The sequence below is a fragment of the Devosia sp. Root413D1 genome (assembly GCF_001425235.1).
Lineage (GTDB): Bacteria > Pseudomonadota > Alphaproteobacteria > Rhizobiales > Devosiaceae > Devosia_A.
The window spans coordinates 68,575-88,192 of record NZ_LMEA01000010.1 but is presented as its reverse complement, the minus strand read 5'-3'; the positions used below and the strand labels follow the sequence as shown (position 1 = coordinate 88,192).

The following is a 19,618-nucleotide window of genomic DNA, read 5'->3' as shown; positions in this document are numbered from 1 at the left end:
TGGTGGAAATGCTTGGGCACGTACCTCAGAGGAGTTGGCCGCGAGGATTGTATCCAACCACCCCCTTGCGGGGAGGAACAAGGGTGGGGGGGCACAGTGCGCCGGTGCGTGTGGCTCTCCCCCCTCCCATCCTCCCCCACAAGGGGGGAGGTGCCGTTCAGTGCTTGGAGCAGAATCTAGCCAACCCACCAGCCCGACACCTCCCCCTTGATGGGGGAGGACGGGAGGGGGTGGGGCCGCAGACACGATGCAAGCCCTAGTAATCGCTCTCATAAAACACGCCGAAGCTGGAGTCGCCGTCCGTGCCGGTCGAAACCTTGGCCCGGATATCCTTGGTGATGTCGAGGTTCACCGTCACCCGCGAGTTGCCGTCCGCCCCGGCCTGGACGCCGAGATAAATGTTGTCCTGGAGGTATGCGCCCGCCTGCACCGCGAGGCTGCCGTCCTCGTTGGTGACCACGTCGAGATCGTCGAGCCCGGCCTTGGCGCGGAGCGAGTCGACCAGCGAACCACCGCCGCCCCCTGCCAGTTCCGCCGCGGCGCCGGCGAGCTTCGCCAGCTGGATCGGCGTCAACTCACCCATCGAGCGCTTGAACAACAGCCGCGACAGCACTTCGTCTTCCGGCAACACCGGGTTGGAGCTGAAGCCGATATCGAGCTCCGAGACCCGGCCGGTGACATTGACGAACACCGTGATGCCATCGCCTTCGGTGCGCGCGGTGAAATCGAGGAACGGGTCGAGATCGCCGACCAGCGTCACCGAACCTTCCTCGAAGGTGACGCGCTGGCCGAGAATGGCGAGCCGCCCGCGATTGAGCTGGAAGCCGCCGACCGGGCGGATGTCGTTGACCGAACCGGTGAGCCGCACCGAGCCACCGACTTCGGCGTCCAATCCGCGGCCGCGGATAAAGATCTGGTTAGGGGCGCTGACATTGACGTCGAGCTGCACCACCGAGGGCCGCCGCTGCGGCAGCGGTGCGCCCGACGCCGTCACGGCAGCGCGCTTCAGCGTCACCAGCACCGGCTTCGGCGCATTAAGATGTTTGGCGTCGATGATCGTCCCGGCTGCGCCGAGCGAATCCGGGATGGTGATATCGGCCTTCTCGATCATCACATTGCCTGACAGCATCGGGCTGGCGTCGAGCCGGCCTTTCAGCGCCAGATCGCCCGAGACGGTGGCGACGAACATGCTGCCATCGGCATAACGCGCTGAGTTGAGCCGCACCGCGATATCGGCCGGATTGCCCGCCCCTAGCCCGACCGAGCCGCCGACCGACAGCGAGCCGCCGGTGGCAAGCCCGGCGGTCAGGCTGTCGATGTTGATGCGGTTGCCGGCGAGGCTGGCGCGGCCGGTGATATCGACCAGCCTCAGGTTCAGCGCCGGATCGATGTAACCCGAGCCGCTGGTCGAAACCGTGCCGGCGAATTGCGGCGAGCTGAGGCTGCCGGTCACCCGCGCGTTGAGGTTGGCGGTGCCGCTGAGCTGGCCGCCGCGGTCGGCGACGAAGCGGTTGCCTAGCGCCAGCGGCGCCGAGCCCTGCACGTCGATCGCGAGGCCGCGCCCATTGAGCGGCACCCGGCCACTGGCCGTCAGCTGCAGGCCGCCGGCGCCCTGGGCGGAGGCGCTCTCCAGAACCAGCGTCTGCTTGGCGAAACTGCCGCGTCCCGAAAACTGCATCGGCGTAATGCCGAACTCGCTGATCGCCGCAGCGGAGACGCCCGAGCCGGAAATGCTGAAACTGGCAGCCGGATCGGAGGCCGAGCCGGTGATCCGGCCGCTGCCGTTCAGCGTACCGGCAAGGCCGAGGTCGGGCGCGATGGCATTGGCGATCGACAGCGGCAGGGCCTGCACCTCGAGCGCGATATCGAGCTTGGCGCCGGCGCTGCCGGTGGCCGAGATGCGCCCACCGCCGACATCGAGCTGCACCGCATCGAGGCGGACAGTGTCACCGGCAATGGCCAGCGCCGTCGGTTGCGCCAGGCGGGCTCGCAACTGTCCCTGGGTCAGCTCGGCCCGGTCGAGCGCCAGCCGATAGCCCGCCTCGAGCGGCGCGAGGCTGCCGGCCAGCGCGACATTGGTGCGGTTGGCCAGCGCCGCCGTGAGATCGAACGCCGTAGCGTCACCGCTGCGCGAGGCCTGCGCCTGCAGCGTGTCGATGCTGATGCCGCCGGCGGCGATGGCGCGGCCGTTCACCGTGCCATCAATGGCCGGCACGCCGAACAGATCCGACACCGAAGCGCGGATTTCGGCGGCGCCGATCTCGATGTCCGAGGTCGCGAGCTTGGCGATCGAGCCGACGATCTCCGCATTCTGCTTGCCGGCGGCGGGCGTCAGGATGATCGAGGCATCGGCACTGCCGGTGGCATCGACCAGCAGCAGAGCCGCGGCCGTGGTGACGTTTGGCGAGGCGAGCTTCAGTGCGCCGGTCAGCAGCCCATCGGCGTCCTGCACCACGTCGCCGCTGATCAGCGTCGGGCCGGCCTCGAAGCGCAACCCGGTCAGCCGCTTGGTCTTGGCGTCCACCGCGACATCGCCACCCAGCGCGACGCGGAACCGCTCGAGGAACGCATCGCCCTTCAGTTGTCCGGTCAGCGTACCGTCCTCGGCGAGCTGCCCGGTGAAACCGAACGCCGCGTCCGACAGCGACTTGCCGGCCAGCGCGCCACTTGGCACTTTCGCCGCGATATCGAGCGCGATGGCGCCCTTGCCCCGTGCCGTGCCGGTGAGCGTCAGCGCGCCCTTCGCCTGGTCGGAAACCAGCGCCAGGTCGGCAAGCGCCGCACTGAAGCTGAAATCCGCCGCGCCGGTAGCAAACGTGCCGTCGGCGGCGATCTGCACATTGTCGTTGGCGATGCGGAACGCTTCCGCCTCGAGCCCCTCTGCGGTGCGCGCCACGCGGCCGCTGAGCTTCACCGTGCCTTCAAGCACCTGGTCGAGCGCCGGCTCGGAGAGCGCGAGATTATCCGCGGTGCCGTCGAGCCGCAGGTTGAAGCCGCCGATCGGCGGGCTCACCGTGCCGGTAGCGGTCAAGTGCATTGCGCCATCGAGGTCGCGCCCGGCGACGCCCGAAAACGGCGCGATCGAACTGGTCTCGATCGCCACCTGGCCGTCGAACACATTGTCGTCGATGGTGCCGGCGGCGCCGAGGCTCAGCGCCTTGCCGACCAGCCGGAACTGCGCCAGTTGCAGCGGCTCGCCGGCATTCCACAACCCGGCGAGCCCGAGCCCGGCACTGTCGCCCAGAGCCGCCTGCACATCGGCATCGGCGGAGACAATCCCCGAGACCATGCCGTCGGCATTGAAGGTCAGCCGGCGACCGGCCGGATCTTCGAGATTGCTGGCAATGCCGTTGCCGCGCAGCGTTATCTCGCTCGCTCTGAGTCCGCCATTGGCGAAGCCGTTGGCGACGAGGTCGGCCGACCAGTCGTCGCTGCCCGCGCCGCCGAAATCCACGTTGAGCGTGGCGCTGTCGATGCTGGTCGCTGCGCCCGGCGCCGGCAGGATGACGCGGTTGCCGGCGGGATCGGCGATGGTCGCGGCGAGGTTCAGCCGGCTGAGGAAGCCATCCGCCGTGGTGGTTCCCGAGGCTTCGAGCCCCAGTTGCCCGCCGCTGAGCTTCAGCCCCGAAATCTCGACCCCGCCAGCCGAGCGCAGCAGCGCCGAAGCCTTGAGCGAGGTCTCTGCCCCGAAGAACGGCTGATAGGCCGGCGCCACCAGCATGCCGATCGGTCCGCCGAGATCGGCATCCACCTCCATGCCTTCGGGCTTCTGGACGATCGTCGCCAGTCCCTCGAGCGCCCGCTTGCCGCCGGCATCGAGCGTCATGGTCGTCCGGAGGTCAGCGACCGGCCCGGAGCCGTTGACCGCCAGCGCCATCTCGGGCTTGCCCTCGATATTGAGGAGGTTGGCGAGAATACCGTTGGGCGGTTCGGTCAGCGTCACCCCGACATCGATGCTGTTATCGGCCCGCTTGTAGGCGACGGCGACATCGAGCTTGCCGCCCGGCCCGTCGAGCCGCACGATATTGAGCGCGGTATCGAGCGAGCCGCCTTCCAGCCGGAAGTTGCCGTCGACCGAAATCTCCGAGCCGAGCCCGAAGACGTTCTCTCCGAACGTCACCTTGGGGATGCTCAGCTTGTCGAGCTGGATCGCCACCGGGAAATCCGGGATCGCCAGCGGTGCCGCTTCCGGCGCCGGCAGGTTCGGGTCGCCGCTCGGGATGGCGTTGCGCAGGTACTCGATGCTGTCGGCGGTCAGCGACCTGACAAGCAGGCGGCCGGTGAACAGCGCCCCCTGGTCCCAGTCGATCGCCGCATTGTTGACCCGCAGCCACACCCCCTCCTTGTCGGAGATAGTGACCTCGCGGATCGAGGCGGTCGACGACAGTGCGCCATCGATATTGGAGATGCGAATCTGCCGCTCCGGCGTCGACAACTGCCCTTCGACGAAGCCGACGAACCAGTCCTTCTGCTGCTCGGCGCTCATCTGGCCCTGGTCCTGCGCGACCAGCGGCATCGCGGCCAGAAGGCCGAAGCCGAGCATCATGCCGGTGGCGAGAACCCGTTTCAAAACGCCTGTCCTATGCCGACATAGAGCGCATAATCCGGATCGCCGGGCCGCTTGTTGAGCGGCACCGCCACATCGAGCCGCAGCGGCCCGAGCCCGGTATAGTAGCGAACGCCGGCGCCGACACCGAGGCGCAACTGGTCGAGGCCCGGGAACTCCTCCGCCGCGACATAGCCGCCATCGACGAAGGCGACGATGCCGATATCGTTGGTGACCTTGTAGCGCGCCTCGAGCGAGCCCTCGATCAGGTACTTGCCGCCGGTGACCGTATCGCCAGGTCCATCGACGCCGATGCTCTTGAAACCATAGCCGCGCACCGACCCGCCACCGCCGGCAAAGAACAGCCGATCGGGCGGGATTTCATCAATCGCCGGCCCGACCAGCGCGCCGACCTTGGCGCGACCGGCCAGCACCAGTTGCTTATCGCCCATGACGCTGAGGTAACCGCGCACTTCGGCGGTCGTCCGGAACGCCGGGTTGCCGTAGTAGAACTCGTAGAACGGCTCCGCCGTCACATTGACGTAGAAGCCCTCGGTTGCATCCTGGGGGTTGTCGCGCGCATCCCAGATCAGCCCACCGGTGAGCCCCGCGAGCGAGAAGTTGCGGGTGCCGAAATCGTCTTCGAACAACGAGCGCTCGTAGAAGGCCGAGCCGTCCAGCGTCAGTTGGTCGAACAGATACTGCGTCAGCCCCACCCGCGCCGAAGCCGAAGTCTCGGTATAGGCCGGCAAAACGCTGCGCTCGGCCGACACTGCAGCGACGAGATCGTTGTCCGGGTTGAGGAAGCCCGGCTTGGTGAAAGTGCCGCCAAAAGCGTAGTCGAACTCCTCGGTGGCAATCGGCCAGTTGATGCCCGCGACCTTGGCGTCGAGCCTGAGCCGCTCGGCCCGCCCGAACAGGTTGCGCCACAGGTGGAAGCCCTCGATGCCCAGCCCGTCAATGGTCGAGTAGGTGGCGCCGACGCCGAAGCGCCGCTCCGCCTGCTCTTCGACGATGACGTTGAACGGCAGCACTCCGTCATTGCCGATGGCGCCTGCCGCCTCGATCCGCATGGCGCGGAACACGTCGAGCCGCGCCAGCCGCTTTTCGGCCCGCGCGATATCGTCGGGGTCATAATCCGCACCGGCGATCAGCCCGGTCTGCTGCGCGACGAATTCCGGATCCATGCGAGTCGTCCCGGTGACCCCCACAGGCCCGACCGTCGCGTGCCGCCCCGGCGCCACGGTGATGGTGACATCGACGGTGTCGCTCTGATGGTCGGCGACCACCTGCCGGTCGACCACCGCCGCCTCGGCATAGCCCTGCTGCCGCCACGCATCGACCGCCAGTTGCTCGGCCCGCCCGACCACCGTGGCCCGGGCCACGAGACCCGCGCCGAAGCCTGCGATCTCGGGCTGCTCGACCTCGTCGCCGGCCTCGCTGGCGATGGGTGCGCGGTTGCTGATCTTGACCTTGCCGAAGCGGAACAGCGGGCCGGCATCGACCTTCAGCACCACCGCCACCGGATCGGGCAGGTCGGTATCGACTGGCAGGTTTGCTGCTTCCCTGCCACCGACCAGGATGCTGATCGCCCCGCCGTAATAGCCCTGGTTGTAGAGCGCCGCGAGAATGCGCCGATAATCGCTACGTGCCCTCGCCAACAGCCCTGCTGCACCGGAAGCTGGCGTCGCCTGGTCGGCGATCAGCGCCGAGGCACCGCGGATGGCGTTCGCCACGTCGCCGGTCGCCGTGGTTTCGAGTGTTGCCGTATAGGTCTGCGGATCGCCGATCACCGCATCGGCGTCGATCTCGCTCTGATCCTCGAACAGCTTGATGCCGAAGAACTCAAAGGCCGACGCTCCCGGCACCAGCAATGGCGCCAGGGCCAGCATGGCCAGACCGATTCTTACCCGCCGCTGTAACAGTCCCGACTACCCCTGCCCTCGGCTGCCCGGAAACTCACCCCCGCCCGTGGCCCGGGCGGCTGCTGTGGTGAGCTCCGGCCGACCCGCCGTTGCCCGATGGGACACTTCCCATCCCGATGGGACACTTCCCATCCGATGGTTGCTTCCATCAAAATGTCGCACGCCAAGCAACCGCCAAACGGCGGCGACTATGAGGCGATAATGCGGCATCCACGATCACGACACGCGCCTAACTGGCTGTCGACGAACGCGTAATAGCCGCTTCTGCGGCATCTCATTATCGTCGGAGAAGAGTAAATGGGAGGTCAAGCATGCGCATCGTCGATACCCACCTGCACCTGGTGCACATGGATCGCTTCACCTACCCCTGGCTTGACGGCGCCGGCGCGCTGAACCGCGCCTGGCCGGCCGAAGCCTTTGCGGCTGAAGCACAAAAGCTCGGCATCGAGGCGGCGTTACACATGGAAGTGGATGTGGCCGAAGCCGATATGGAGGCCGAAACCCGCTACGCCCTCGAGGTAAATCCGCTGGTCGTCGGCGCCATCGCCGCGTGCCGTCCCGAGAGCTCGGACTTCCCCGCCTACCTCGACCGCCTTGCCGCGCTCAAAGGCGTCAAAGGTTTTCGCCGTGTCCTCCACACCTCGCCCGATGAGCTGAGCCAAGGCCAGCTGTTCCGCGCCAACCTCCGGCGCCTTGCCGACAAGCACCTGCCCTTTGACCTCTGCGTCCTGTCCAAACAGCTGCCGGTCGGCCGTGCGCTGGTCGAGAGCTGCCCCGGGGTGCAGTTCGTGCTCGATCACTGCGGCGTTCCCGATGTCGCCGCCCAAGCGCTCGACCCGTGGCGGCGCGAGATCAAGGCGCTGGCGGCGCTGCCCAATGTCGTGGCCAAGATTTCCGGTATCGTCGCCTATGCCGGGCCGGACTGGGCCACCGCCACGCTCCGCCCCTTCGTCGAGCACATCATCGAAAGTTTCGGCTGGGATCGTGTCGTCTGGGGCTCCGACTATCCGGTGCTCACCCTCACTGCCGACCTGAGCCGCTGGGTGGCTGCGACCAAGGAAATCGTCGCCGGCGCCAGCCCGGACGAGCAGGCAAAACTCTTCCACCGCAACGCCGAGAGAATCTACCGCATCTGATATATCAGCGTTGCCCCGACAGCCCACATGTGAAATACCCATTCACATAAGAATGGTCCGAGCGAGGAGCAGGTGAGCATCGACGTCGGAGCCCTCAGGCAAAACTGGCCCCCGCCGGGCAACCCCAGACCGATCGTTATCATCGGCGCCGGCGGCATCGTCACCGACGCGCACCTGCCGGCCTACCGGCTCGCCAACCTGCCGGTCGCCGGGGTGTTCGACCTCGATGCCGACCGCGCCAGATCTGTCGCCGAGGCATGGGGCACCCGCGCCTTCGCCTCGCTCGATGAGGCGATCGCCACGCCCGATGCGGTCTATGACCTCGCCCTGCCCCCCGCTGCCCATCTCGACGTGCTGCCAAAACTGCCCGATGGCGCCGCCGTGCTGTTGCAGAAGCCGATGGGCCGCAACCTCGCCGAAGCTACCGCCATCCTGAACCTCTGCCGGGCCAAGTCGCTGAAGGCCGCGGTCAACTTCCAGCTCCGCTTTTCGCCGATGCTGCTGGCCGTCGCCGACGCGCTGCAGCGTGGCTGGCTCGGCCGGCTGATCGATGTCGAGGTGCACCTCAACCTCGTCACCCCCTGGCAGCTGTTCCCGTTTCTCAACGGTATGCCCCGGGTCGAGATCGCGGTGCACTCGATCCACTACCTCGACACGCTCCGCGCCCTGCTCGGTAACCCCACCGGCGTCCATGCCCGGACGCTCGGCCACCCGTCGACGACACTGGCCCAGACTCGCACTTCGGCGCTGTTCGATTTCGCGCCCGACCAGCGCGTCACCTTCTCGATCAATCACAACCATGATTGGGGCCGCCGCTTCCAGGATGCGAGCTTCCGTATCGACGGCACTGAAGGCGCCGCTATGGTGAAGCTCGGCCTGTTGCTCAATTACCCCGAGGGCGAACCGGACGAACTCTGGATCACCCAGCGGGATGATGACTGGACCCAGGTGCCACTCGCCGGAAAATGGTTCCCGCACGCCTTCATCGGCACGATGAGCAATCTGCAGCGCTACGCCGCCGGCGAGGACGACCGTCTCGTCACCGGTGTCGAAGACGCCTGGCACACCATGGCGCTGGCCGAAGCCGCCTTCGAGTCCGCCGCGAAGCCCGCCACCCCAGTGAGATCCGCGCCATGAGCACGCCGACCGTCGGTGTTCACTCGACCAACCCGACCACCATGCCCGCCGAGCACGCCCGGCTACCGGTGTGGAACGCCGAGAACTGGTTCTACGAGGACTTTGAGGTCGGCCACAAAATCCGCTCGCTCCGCCGCACCATCTCGGAGGGCGAGAGCATGCAGTTCAACGCGCTGGTCACCGACATGCACCCCTATGTGGCCGACGAGATCTTCGCCACCACTGAGGGCCAGTTCGGCCGCCGCCTCGTCGCCGGCGCCTTCGTCTTTTCGGCCGGGCTGGGGCTCGTCGCCACCAACTGCATCAATGCCTTCAGCTATGGCTATGACAAGCTGAGGTTCATCAAGCCGACCTTCATCGGCGACACCATCTACACGATCCGCACCAACCTGGAAAAACGCCCGAAATATAAGGAGCTCGGCCTGATCCGCGCCAGCTATGAAGTGTTCAAGGGCGAAGGCGAACTGGTGCTCTACTGCGAGCATCTGCAGACCGTGAAATACCGCAACGCAGCCGACTTCGAAGGGCAGGCTCGCGACAGCGGCCAAACAGAAAAGACCGCTGAGAAATGACCAGCCTCCCTCTCGACGGCGTGCTCGTCGTCGATCTCTGCCAGTTCCTCTCCGGCCCCTATGCTTCGCTGCGCCTGCAGGATCTGGGCGCCCGCGTCATCAAGATCGAACGCCCCGATGGCGGCGACCTCAGCCGCCGGCTCTATCTCAGTGACACCGAGATCGGCGGCGATAGCACGATCTTCCACGCCATCAACCGGTCCAAGGAGAGCCTGGCGCTCGACCTCAAAAACCCCGATGACATCGCGGCGCTCAGAAAGCTGCTCGGCCAGGCAGACGTGATGCTGCAGAACTTCCGGCCCGGAGTCATCGAGCGCCTCGGCCTCGATTATGACAGCGTCAAGGCGCTCAACCCCGGCATCGTCTATGCCTCCATAACAGGTTATGGCGACGAGGGACCGTGGGTGCAGCGTCCCGGCCAGGACCTCTTGGCGCAGGCCCGTTCCGGCGTCATGTGGCTCAATGGCGATCACGATCAGGGTCCGGTGCCGTTCGGCCTCGCCATCGCCGACATGCTGGCCGGCGCCGCGGTGGCGCAGGGCATCCTCGCCTCGCTGGTGAAGAAAGGGCGCACCGGACAAGGCGCACACGTCGAAACCAGCCTCCTCGAAGCGCTGGTCGATTTCCAGTTCGAGGTGCTGACCACTCACCTCAACGATGGCCGTCGCACCCCGAAGCGCTCCGGCTTCCGCTCGGCCCACGCCTATCTCTCCGCGCCTTACGGCGTCTACCCGACCGCCGATGGCTGGCTCGCCCTCGCCATGACGCCGCTCGGCAAGATCCGCGACCTGCTCGAACTGCCGGCGCTCGACGCCTTCGCGGCCGATCCCAAAAGCTGGTTCAGCGCCCGCGACGAGATCAAACGCATCATCGCCGAACGGCTGGCGACCCACACCACCACCGAATGGCTCGCCGTGCTGGAGCCCGCCGATATCTGGTGCGCCAAGGTGCTCGAATGGCCCGAGCTCATGGAGAGCGAAGGGTTCAAGGCGCTCGACATGCTGCAGACCGTCACGCGCGACGACGGCGTCTCCATTCTCACGACCCGCTCGCCGCTCCGCATCGACGGCCAGCGCACCCAGACGCATCGCGCCGCACCGCTGATCGGCGAGCAAAGCGACAAAATCCGCAAGGAGTTCGGCCTGTGACTATCCTCAGGGGCATGACCTGGAGCCATCCGCGTGGCTATGATCCGATGGTGGCGACCGCCAGAGCCTGGGCCGAGAAAACCGGCGTCACCATCGAATGGGACAAGCGGAGCCTCCAGGATTTCGAGTCGTTCCCGGTCGAGGAACTGGCGCGCCAGTACGATATGATCGTCATCGATCACCCGCATGTCGGCCAGGTCGTCGAGGAAGGTTGCCTCGCCCCGCTCGATGTGCCCGGCCGCGAGGCCGAGCGGCAGGCGCTGGCCGAAGGCTCGGTCGGCGCGTCCTACCCGAGCTACGAGTATGCCGGGCACCAATGGGCGTTCCCGATCGATGCCGCAACGCAGGTCATGGCCTATCGCGCCGACCTTATCGATGCGCCGCAGCACTGGGACGATGTCGTGGCGCTGGCCAAGGCCGGACGCGTCGTCTTCCCGCTGCTGCCGCCGCACTCGATGATGAGCTTCTTCACCCTGACCGCCAATCTTGGCCATCCCTGCGCAGTCGAGAACGGCCCGCTGGTCGACACGGCTACCGGCATCCGCGCCATCGAGATGCTGGCCGAAGTTGCGCAACACCTCGACCCCGCCGACTTCTCCATGGACCCCATCGCCGCCTCCGAGGCGATGGCGCGTCCGGATGCGCAGGTGGCGCTGATGCCGCTCGGCTACGGCTATGTCAGCTACGCCGTGCCGGGTTTCCGCCCGCAGCAGCTGACCTTTGCCGATATCCCGCTGCCCGGCGCCAAAGGGTCGGCCCTCGGCGGCACCGGCATCGCCGTCTCCGCCTTCTCCGAGAACAAGGCAGCCGCCATCGACTACGCCTACTGGGTCGCCTCTGCGGAGGTGCAGCGCACCCTCTATGCCGGCTCCGGCGGCCAGCCCGGCCATGCCACGGCCTGGGAAGACGATGCGATGAACGCCGCCGCCGGCAACTTCTATCGCGGCACCCGCAAAACCCTCGAGGGCGCCTATGTCCGCCCGCGCCACAATGGCTACATGGCGTTCCAGGACGCCGCATCGCAGCGGCTCAATGCCGGCCTGCTGGCGGGTGAGGCGCCCGCGACCATCCTCGCCGATCTCGATCGGCTGTTTCGGGAGAGTTTCTGATGGAGCGGCCGCGCCACTTCGAGGACTATGTCGTCGGCGAGATCAGGAAGACCAGCGGCCGCACCATCACCGAGACCGACTTCGTCGTCCACGCCGGCCATACCGGCGATTTCTTCCCGCACCACATGGACGCCGAGTTCATGAAAGGCTCGGAATTCGGCCAGCGCATCGCCCACGGCACCATGACCTTCGCCATCGGCATCGGCCTCACCGCCACCGAAATCAACCCGCTCGCCTTCACCTACGGCTACGAACGCCTGCGCTTCCCCAAGCCGGTATTCATCGGCGATACCATCCACACCGAGCTGACCATTGCGGCGCTGGACGACGATCCGAAGCGCCCGCAATACGGACGGGTGACCGAGCAGGTGCGGGTGCTCAACCAGCGTGGTGAGACGGTGCTGGCGTGCGATCATATCTACCTGGCGCAGCGGCGGGGGTAGCACCGTCCCGACAAACACCGTGCCTCCGCGCACCCCCTCCGAGCTACGCTAGGTCGCTCTCGCTCCCAAGCTTCGCTTGCCTCCCCCGTCAAGGGGGAGGTGGCATCCAGTTTGTGGCTGGATCCCGCCATGGCCACCAGCGGGCACCCTCCCCTTGACGGGGAGGGATGGGGTGGGGTGTGCAGCGCGCACGATGTTGCTGGCGCTACTCCTCCCGCTCCAGCAACGGCGCCGGCCCATCCGCCGCCCGCACCCACGGCGTGTCATAGCTCGGCGCATTGGCGAACCGCCGCATGCCCAGCGTCAGCCGCGCCGTCGCGCCGGCTGCGAGCTTCACGGTAAGCCACCGCCCGCCGACCGCCACCGGCGCGGCATCGCCGAGCTGCACAGACGTAATGTCGTGTTCCCCGAACACCCCGCCCTGGATCACCACCTCGGCCGCATGCACGGCGTCGGTGTTGACCAGCGTCAGCGTCGCGCCGTCGTGTGAGAGCCCATCGACCAAAGCCGCGACGCCTTGCGGCAAGCCCGGGCGTTTGCCGGCTGCGTCGAAATAGCGGAACCGCGCCACCTGCAGCCCGCCGTGATAGACGTGCATCGGCCCGCCCAGCGTCAGCTGCGTCAGCGCTTCCACCACCATCGGCGTCAGCTGCTGCCACATATGGATGGTCATCGACTCCCGGTAGTGATCCATCGTCTCGGGATCATTCTCGGCCTTGCGATAGTTGGCGATCTGCTCAGTGATGGTCTGGAGGTCGGCCTTCAGCACCGCCTCGGGATAGCCCGGGTCGTTGCCGCGCATGAACCTGAACCACTGCGCGGTATTGCCGTTGAAGCCCATATGGCCGCCATTGGTCTTGCCATAGCCGTGATAGGCCGGGTTCACCGCGTCGAACAGGTCACCGGCCCAGCCGCGCTCGGCCCGCTCGGCGTCCTCCTCAGCCATCGAGACGTTCCACAGGTATACCCCGTACATCGGGTGGAAGCGGCGATAGTCGCGCCAGCCTTCGTCATAGTGCCGGTTCGGCACCAGCTGCTGGCCACCCTCCTCGCGCCTGAGCCCCCACAGCATGTCGAGCTGCGAACGCGCCAGCTTCAGATGTGCCATGTCTCCGGTGAGGACCGCCGCGTTGACGCCAGAGACACAAAGCGGCTCGAGCAGTGAGAACGAGCCATGCGGCCAGCGCCAGCCGTAATAGCCGCCCCACCACTTGCCGTCGTTATATTCGCCGATCTCGCCTGAGAGCCCGATATTGTCGGGCGTGATTCCGCCATTGCGCGCCGTACGCTCTTCCCAGGCCGCGAGATAATCGAGCACCCAGGCCCGGTATTTCTCCTCGCCGGTATAGGCGAAAGCATGCGTCATCAGCGAGGTGGCGCCGAGGTTGAGCGGCACGTCGCCACGCGACTGCCGCAGGTTGATGCGGGTGAGGATTTCGGCATAGGTCGCATCGTCCGACCACGGCGTCTTCAGGCCGTATTTGTCGATCCCCGGCAGATCCTCGAAGGGCGGCAGGTAGTCATCGAGGATTTCGCGATGCGTCGACCAATCCTCTGCCGTCTGCGTGAAGCGCGGGCCACGGCTGCCTGATATCGGTGAGCGGATCAGCTTGCGCTCCGCATCCCAGTTCTCAGCCTCGGCATCCTCGCCATTGTAGAAGCCGGCGAAGCGCCGGGTGCGTTGGCGGTCCTTGGGCACGGCCGGATCCGCGAGACCGAAGAAATAGAAGAACAGGTTGCTCTCGCCGTGGTGCATCCAGTCGTAATAGGCGTCGTACTCGCGATGGATCTGCCCGTACTCGGTCCACTGCCAAGTGATGCCGTCCCAGATGGTGCGCGAGCGCTTGTACACCTCATCCGAGCCGCCCAGCGCGTAGAACAGCGGCATGTTCATGAACCCCTCATAGGGGTCGTCCGAGCCATCCATGCCCGGCCAGCGATCGCGCCAGATCAGCGTCCCGTCAGGCCGGGTGTAGCGGTCGGCGAACTCGATCGCCGCCTCGTTCAGCACTGCGAAGATCTGCCGTTGCAGCAGCGCCCATTCGGGCAAGGGGAGGATATCGGCCGCCTCGATCGACGGCGTGCTGGAGGCGCTGCTCATGCTGGCTAGATCCGGTTGCCCGTTACGGGGTCGAAGAGGTTGATGGCGGCGGTGTCGACGCTGAGGTTGAGCGTATCGCCCGGCTTCGGCCGCACCTTGGGCCCGAGCCGCGCCGTAAGCAGCTGCCCGCCGACGCTGACGATCACCATGGTGTCCGGGCCGGTCGGCTCGACCACATCGACGATGCCTTGAAGTCCCGCCGCGCCCTGCCCGGCGTTGAGTGTCTCCGGCCGGATGCCCGCGACCACTTCACGACCGACAAACGCCGCCACGTCCTGCTCCAGCCCGACGAGTGCGAGAGACCCGGCGGCGTGGCGCAGCACCAGCCCGCCATCGCCGTGCTCCAGCATGCCCGTGAGAAAATTCATTGTCGGCGAGCCGATGAAGCCGGCGACGAACATGTTGGCCGGCCGGTCATAGATGGTCTCGGGGTCGGCGAGCTGCTGGATCACCCCGCCCTTCATCACCGCCACCTTGGTGCCGAGCGTCAGCGCCTCGACCTGGTCGTGCGTCACATAGACCGTGGTGGTGCCGAGCCGGTCGTGCAGCCGCTTGATCTCGGTCCGCATCTCGACCCGGAGCTTCGCATCGAGGTTGCTCAGCGGCTCGTCGAACAGGAACAGGTCGGGGTTGCGGACGATCGCCCGCCCCATGGCGACGCGCTGCCGCTGCCCGCCCGAAAGCTGCCCCGGTTTGCGGTCGAGCAGGTGCTCGATCTGCAACAGCTCCGCCGCCCGCTGCACCGCCGCCTCACGCTCCTTCGCGTCGACCTTCCGCATCTCGAGCCCGAAGCCGATGTTCCGGCGCACCGGCATGGTCGGGTAGAGCGCGTAGGACTGGAACACCATGGCGATGTTGCGGTCCTTGGGGTGCACGTCGTTGACGTTCTTGTCGCCGATCAGGATGTCGCCGCCCGAGCTCGGCTCGAGCCCGGCAATGATCGCCAGGAGCGTCGATTTTCCGCACCCCGATGGGCCCAGCAACACCAGGAAGCCGCCGTCCTCGACCTCGATGTCGATATTGTTCAGCACCTCGACCGCGCCAAAACTCTTGCGCACGCCTTTGATCGACAGAGTGGCCATCGGCACTAACCCTTGACTGCGCCGGCGGTGATGCCGGCAACCATGACGCGCTGCACGAGGGCGAACAGCACAATCACTGGAATGATGGAAATGATGCCGCCGGCGGCCAGCATGCCCCAGGGCAGTTGGAACTCGCCGACCATCAGCTGCAACCCGACCGGCCAGGTGCGCGAGCCGGTGCTGGACGTGAGCATCAGGGCGAACAGATACTCGTTCCATGCGGCGATCGCCACGAACACACAGGTGGCGACGAGCCCATTCCGCGCGATCGGGATGACGATGCGGAACATCGCGCCGATGCGGGTCGAGCCGTCGATCCGTGCCGCACTTTCGAGTTCCGTCGGCGCCGCGTCGAAAAAGCCCTTCAGCATCCAGACGAACAGCGGCAGGAGGAAGCTTGTATAGGCGACGGCGAGGCCGAGGCTGGTGTCGAACAGGCCGAGGTTCCGCATCACGATGAACAGCGGGATGATCATCAGCACCGCCGGAAACATGCGCACCACGAGGTAGCCCAGCATCAGCGGCGTGCGGCCGGGGAAGTTGAAGCGCGAGAAGGCGTATGAGGCGATGGTGCCGGTGAACAGGCAGATCGCCACCGTCAGCGTGGTGGTGACGAGGCTGTTGATCACCAGGACCGGATAGCCCGACTGGTTCCACAGCTTGATGTAGTTCTCGAGCGTGAAGCGGGTGGGGAGATACACCATCGTGCGGGTCACGATGTCGTCCTCGACCTTGAACGAGGTCAGCAGCATCCAGAGCAGCGGACCGATACTGAGCACGGCGAGCAGGATCAGCACCGCGTAGCTGAGGATGTTCCAGATGAGGTTGGAGCCGGAGCGGGTCTGGGCCATGGCGCTAGTCCTGGTTGACCTTGCTGAGCCGGATATAGGCCCAGGCAAACAGCATCAGCAGTACGAACATCACCACCGACAGCGCGCCCGCATAGCCGAAGTTGAAATCCGAATAGGCGTTCTGGAACGCATAGAGCGACAGCACCTGCGTCGACCGTCCGGGCCCGCCCTGGGTCAGGATCAGCAGCAGATCCGGTGAGTTGACGAGGCCGATGACGCGCAGGATCACCGCCGCCGCAATGATGGTGCGCAGCATTGGCAGTGTGATCAGCCGCAGTTGCGCAAACGCTCCTGCCCCATCGATATCGGCCGCCTTGTAGAGATCGGTTGGGATGCCCTTGAGGCCCGCCATGATCAGCAGCGTGAAAAACGGAAAACTATGCCAGGCCTCGACGAAGATCGCCGTTGCCATCGCCGTGTTGGGGTCGGCAAACCACGCCTTGTATTCCTGGAGAAGGCCGATATTGACGAGAATGTCGTTGATGACGCCGACCCGGCTGTCGAGCATCAGGGCCCACATGTTGCCCGCCACCACGTTGGGCAGGAAGTAGGGCACGAGGATCAGCACCGCCAGCACCTTGCCGCCCCACAGGTTGCGGTTGAGCGCCAGCGCGGCGACGAGGCCGACAACGAACTCGATGAGGATCGAGAAGGTCACCCACACTGCGGTGTTGCGCAGCGACAGCCAGAAGATCGGGTCGGCCAGCATGCGCTGGTAGTGCTTGAGCCCGACGAACGCGCCGTTGCCAGCCGGCCGGTTGAGCCGCATCTCGGTAAAGCTCAGCTGGAAGCCGTAAACGGTGGGGAACAGCACGATTGCGGTGATCAGCAGCGCACTGGGCAGCAGCAGCAGATACATCCAGTAGCGCGTCTCGGAGAGCTCGCCGAGCAGCCGCAGCGGATTGATCGCGTCCCAGGTGGAGCGCGGTGGCGGCAGGGCAGCCATGGCACGGCCTCGGCTCATCGGGGCTCCTTGGAGGGCTTCCAGGAAAAGTTGCAGACTTTTCCGGTTCGGAAGCGCGACAACTTAGACTTGGCGTTGATCGGGTCGGGGGAGAAGGCGGCCGGCTTGCACCGGCCGCCAGGGATCAGGCGATGGCCGCAGCCAGCCCCTCGATGATCTGATCGGCAGCCTGGTCGGGCGTCGCCTGGCCGATCAGGATCTGCTGCAGCGCCGGCAGCACGGTGTTCTGCGCCCAGCCGGCCGCACCCGGGAAGCTCGGCTGCGGGATGCCGAAGCCGAGCGTATCCGCGGCGGCCTTGTACATCGGGTTGCCCACGATGCGCTGGTCCTGCGCCGCGACGGTCGAGGCCGGCATGTAGCCGGTCTTCTCGAGGAAAGCGACGGCGGCATCCGGCTCGCCCCAGAACTTGATCCATTCCCAGGCGGCGTCGGCGTTTTCGTCGTTGGTGATGCAGTTATAGGCGTAGGCGAGGCGCGCCACCCGGGTTGCCGGGCCAGCCGGCATCGCGAAGGTGCCGAATTCGACGCCCGGCTTCAGCTTGCTCGCAATGTCCTGATACGAGCCGGTGTGGTGCCAGATCATCGCGGTCTGCCCGGTCTGGAAGCCGCTGATGACCTGCTGGAAGCCATCATTGGCGGCGCTCGGCGGCACGGCCTTGTCCTTGACCAGCAGCCCCGCATACCAGTCGAGCGCCTTGACGACGATATCGCGGTCGAGCCCGATGGTGCCGTCTTCCTTCTTCACCGGCGAGCCGAACGCTTCGATGACGTTGACCACGAAATTCTGGCCGCCGGGGCCGCCTCGCAAGCCGAAACCGAAACGGCCCTTGGACGCGTCGGTCAGCTTGATCGCCGCATCGCGGAACTCGTCATAGGTGGTCGGCGCGGCAAGGCCGGCTTCATCGAACCAGTCCTTGCGATAGTAGCCCCAGTCCACGAACGTGAAGCCCGGCACGCCATAGGTCTTGCCGTCCTTGGTGATCGAGGCGAAACGCTTGTCGTCGAAGTCGCCACGCCGCTCCCAGCCGGCAATGCGGTCGGTCATGTCGCTGAGCGCGCCCATGGCGAGCAGGTCCTCGAAGCGCTCGGACGAAACCATCGTCACGTTCGGGCGGCTGCCGCCGACCACGGCCGCGGTGATCTTGGCCATGAACTCGGGATTGGGGATGTTCTCGGGCGTCACTGCAACGTCGGGATGCGCGGCCTTGAACAGGTCGAGCACCGCCTGCAACCCTGCAGCTTCCGACTGGCTGGTGAAGGTGTGCCAGTAGTTGATCGCCGTCTGCTGGGCGAACGCCTGGTGCGGCAGCAGCGCCGAAGCGGCCAGCATACCGCCGCCCAGCTTCAGGACTGATCGTCTATCGAACTTGGCCGTCATAAGTCTCTCCTCCCAATGATAGCTCAGTTACGTAATCTGATATATCAGTGCCATGGTACCTCAGCCCCACGCGGCGTCAACCGTTCGCTGACTGAGACCTTCGTCAGGGCCGTCTCGTCGAGTTTCTTGAAGTCGAACTCGTAACCGATGCCCGGCTCGTCGCTGACCGTCAGGTCGCCATCGACGATCGCGAGCGGCCCGAGCTTGTCGAGGCCCTTGATCTGCTCCTCGTTCATCACGAGCTGCTCATAATAGTCGTTGTTCGAGATGGCGGCGCAGATCTGCGCGTTCTCCAGCCCCATGCCATGCACCTGGGCCCGCATGCCGTGGCTTTCGCTCAGATGCGCCACCTTCATCGAGCCGGTGTAACCGCCCTTGTAGAAGGTCGAGACGCGCGTCATGTCGAGCGCCTTGTTCTCGATCCAGGTCGCCATGTTGCCATGTACGCCGTCCGAGGTTTCGGCGGCGAGGATCGGGATATCGAGCTTCTCGCAGAGCTTGGTGTAGGCCCCGAGATGGAACTCGCGCATCGGCTCCTCGTACCAGAGGAAGCCGAGATCCTGGATCGCCTTGCCGAACTCCAGCGCGTTGACATAGTCCCAGCCGGCCGAGCCGTCGAACATCAGGTCCGCATCGGGCCCGACCCACTTGCGAAGGTTCTTGCAGAGCTCAATGTCGCGCTTCACCGGGCCGCCCCAGGCATGCAGCTTGAACGCCTTGAAGCCGACATCGCGGCTCATTTTGATGTAGCGCTCGTACTCGTCCATCGTCGGCCAGGTGACTGTCGAGGCGTAGGCCGGCACCACCCGGTTGTCGCCGCCCAGCATCTGGTAGATCGGCATCTTGGCGTGCTGCGATTTGACGTCCCAGCACAGCATGTCGAGCATGCCGAGGTGCCGCATGTGGATCTCCTCGATCCGGTCGATCTCCCAGATCAGCCGCCACATCCGTTCGGTGAGCAGCGGGTTCTCGCCGATGAACTCGTGGTAGCGGCGGCGCACTAGGTCGATCACCGCCTCGCCGCGGCCCATCTCGATGACGCCGTCGATTCCGGCATCGGTCTCCATGCGGATCACCGCCTTATGCGGCTTGGAGCCACGCGGAATGTCACCGTGCGAACCGGGAATGCCGTCGCGCCAGATGAATTTCGGTCCCGGCTCGTGCTCGACCAGCCATGCCGTGAACCCCGTGATCTTCATTCAATCCTCCTAAATAGATGCTTGGCG

The 19,618-nt window shown here is 65.9% G+C and carries 14 protein-coding genes; 6 read left to right on the top strand and 8 right to left on the bottom strand.

The window, feature by feature from the left end; all coding sequences use genetic code 11:
- Window positions 1–256: 256 nt before the first annotated feature.
- Both ASC89_RS15125 and ASC89_RS15120 read right to left on the bottom strand, forming a co-directional pair.
- Entirely contained in the window at window positions 257–4,570 is a 4,314-nt protein-coding gene (locus ASC89_RS15125) for a translocation/assembly module TamB domain-containing protein (RefSeq protein ID WP_156384641.1), read from the bottom strand.
- On the bottom strand, window positions 4,567–6,438 hold the full coding sequence (locus ASC89_RS15120) for an autotransporter assembly complex family protein (protein WP_055999207.1): 1,872 nt from the start codon (window positions 6,436–6,438) through the stop codon (window positions 4,567–4,569). Before ASC89_RS15120 ends, ASC89_RS15125 begins: the two co-directional genes overlap by 4 nt.
- Before the next feature lie 344 nt (window positions 6,439–6,782).
- Here ASC89_RS15120 and ASC89_RS15115 point away from each other — a divergent pair, with 344 nt between their 5' ends.
- From ASC89_RS15115 to ASC89_RS15090, 6 genes are all read left to right on the top strand, one after another.
- A complete protein-coding gene (locus ASC89_RS15115; RefSeq protein WP_055999204.1) occupies window positions 6,783–7,607 on the top strand; it encodes an amidohydrolase in 825 nt (274 codons plus the stop codon).
- Window positions 7,608–7,679: 72 nt separating this feature from the next.
- Window positions 7,680–8,744, top strand: a complete 1,065-nt coding sequence (locus ASC89_RS15110) for a Gfo/Idh/MocA family protein (RefSeq protein WP_055999201.1) — start codon at window positions 7,680–7,682, stop codon at window positions 8,742–8,744.
- Window positions 8,741–9,316 carry a MaoC family dehydratase gene (locus tag ASC89_RS15105; protein ID WP_055999198.1) on the top strand — a complete coding sequence of 192 codons (576 nt, stop codon included), beginning with the start codon at window positions 8,741–8,743 and terminating at the stop codon, window positions 9,314–9,316. Before ASC89_RS15110 ends, ASC89_RS15105 begins: the two co-directional genes overlap by 4 nt.
- Window positions 9,313–10,464, top strand: a complete 1,152-nt coding sequence (locus ASC89_RS15100) for a CaiB/BaiF CoA-transferase family protein (protein ID WP_055999195.1) — start codon at window positions 9,313–9,315, stop codon at window positions 10,462–10,464. Before ASC89_RS15105 ends, ASC89_RS15100 begins: the two co-directional genes overlap by 4 nt.
- A gap of 14 nt (window positions 10,465–10,478) precedes the next feature.
- Window positions 10,479–11,573: an extracellular solute-binding protein gene (locus ASC89_RS15095; protein ID WP_055999192.1), complete on the top strand. Its 1,095-nt coding sequence runs from the start codon at window positions 10,479–10,481 to the stop codon at window positions 11,571–11,573.
- The gene (locus ASC89_RS15090) at window positions 11,573–12,016 is read left to right on the top strand and encodes a MaoC/PaaZ C-terminal domain-containing protein (RefSeq protein WP_055999189.1); all 444 of its coding nucleotides are present in this window, start codon (window positions 11,573–11,575) and stop codon (window positions 12,014–12,016) included. Before ASC89_RS15095 ends, ASC89_RS15090 begins: the two co-directional genes overlap by 1 nt.
- Window positions 12,017–12,221: 205 nt before the next feature.
- Here the strand turns inward: ASC89_RS15090 and ASC89_RS15085 are convergent, their stop codons facing one another.
- The 6 genes from ASC89_RS15085 to ASC89_RS15060 form a co-directional block, all read right to left on the bottom strand.
- The gene (locus tag ASC89_RS15085) at window positions 12,222–14,117 is read right to left on the bottom strand and encodes a DUF2190 family protein (RefSeq protein ID WP_055999185.1); all 1,896 of its coding nucleotides are present in this window, start codon (window positions 14,115–14,117) and stop codon (window positions 12,222–12,224) included.
- Between the two features lie 5 nt (window positions 14,118–14,122).
- Complete coding sequence (locus ASC89_RS15080; RefSeq protein WP_055883286.1) at window positions 14,123–15,199, bottom strand: ABC transporter ATP-binding protein; 1,077 nt, start codon at window positions 15,197–15,199, stop codon at window positions 14,123–14,125.
- Window positions 15,200–15,204: 5 nt separating this feature from the next.
- A complete protein-coding gene (locus ASC89_RS15075; protein WP_055999178.1) occupies window positions 15,205–16,050 on the bottom strand; it encodes a carbohydrate ABC transporter permease in 846 nt (281 codons plus the stop codon).
- A 4-nt stretch (window positions 16,051–16,054) separates the two neighbouring features.
- Window positions 16,055–17,014 carry a carbohydrate ABC transporter permease gene (locus ASC89_RS15070; protein ID WP_055882709.1) on the bottom strand — a complete coding sequence of 320 codons (960 nt, stop codon included), beginning with the start codon at window positions 17,012–17,014 and terminating at the stop codon, window positions 16,055–16,057.
- A gap of 124 nt (window positions 17,015–17,138) precedes the next feature.
- Window positions 17,139–18,392, bottom strand: a complete 1,254-nt coding sequence (locus ASC89_RS15065) for an extracellular solute-binding protein (RefSeq protein ID WP_055999173.1) — start codon at window positions 18,390–18,392, stop codon at window positions 17,139–17,141.
- A 44-nt stretch (window positions 18,393–18,436) separates the two neighbouring features.
- On the bottom strand, window positions 18,437–19,591 hold the full coding sequence (locus ASC89_RS15060; RefSeq protein WP_055999170.1) for an enolase C-terminal domain-like protein: 1,155 nt from the start codon (window positions 19,589–19,591) through the stop codon (window positions 18,437–18,439).
- Between the last annotated feature and the right edge of the window lie 27 nt (window positions 19,592–19,618).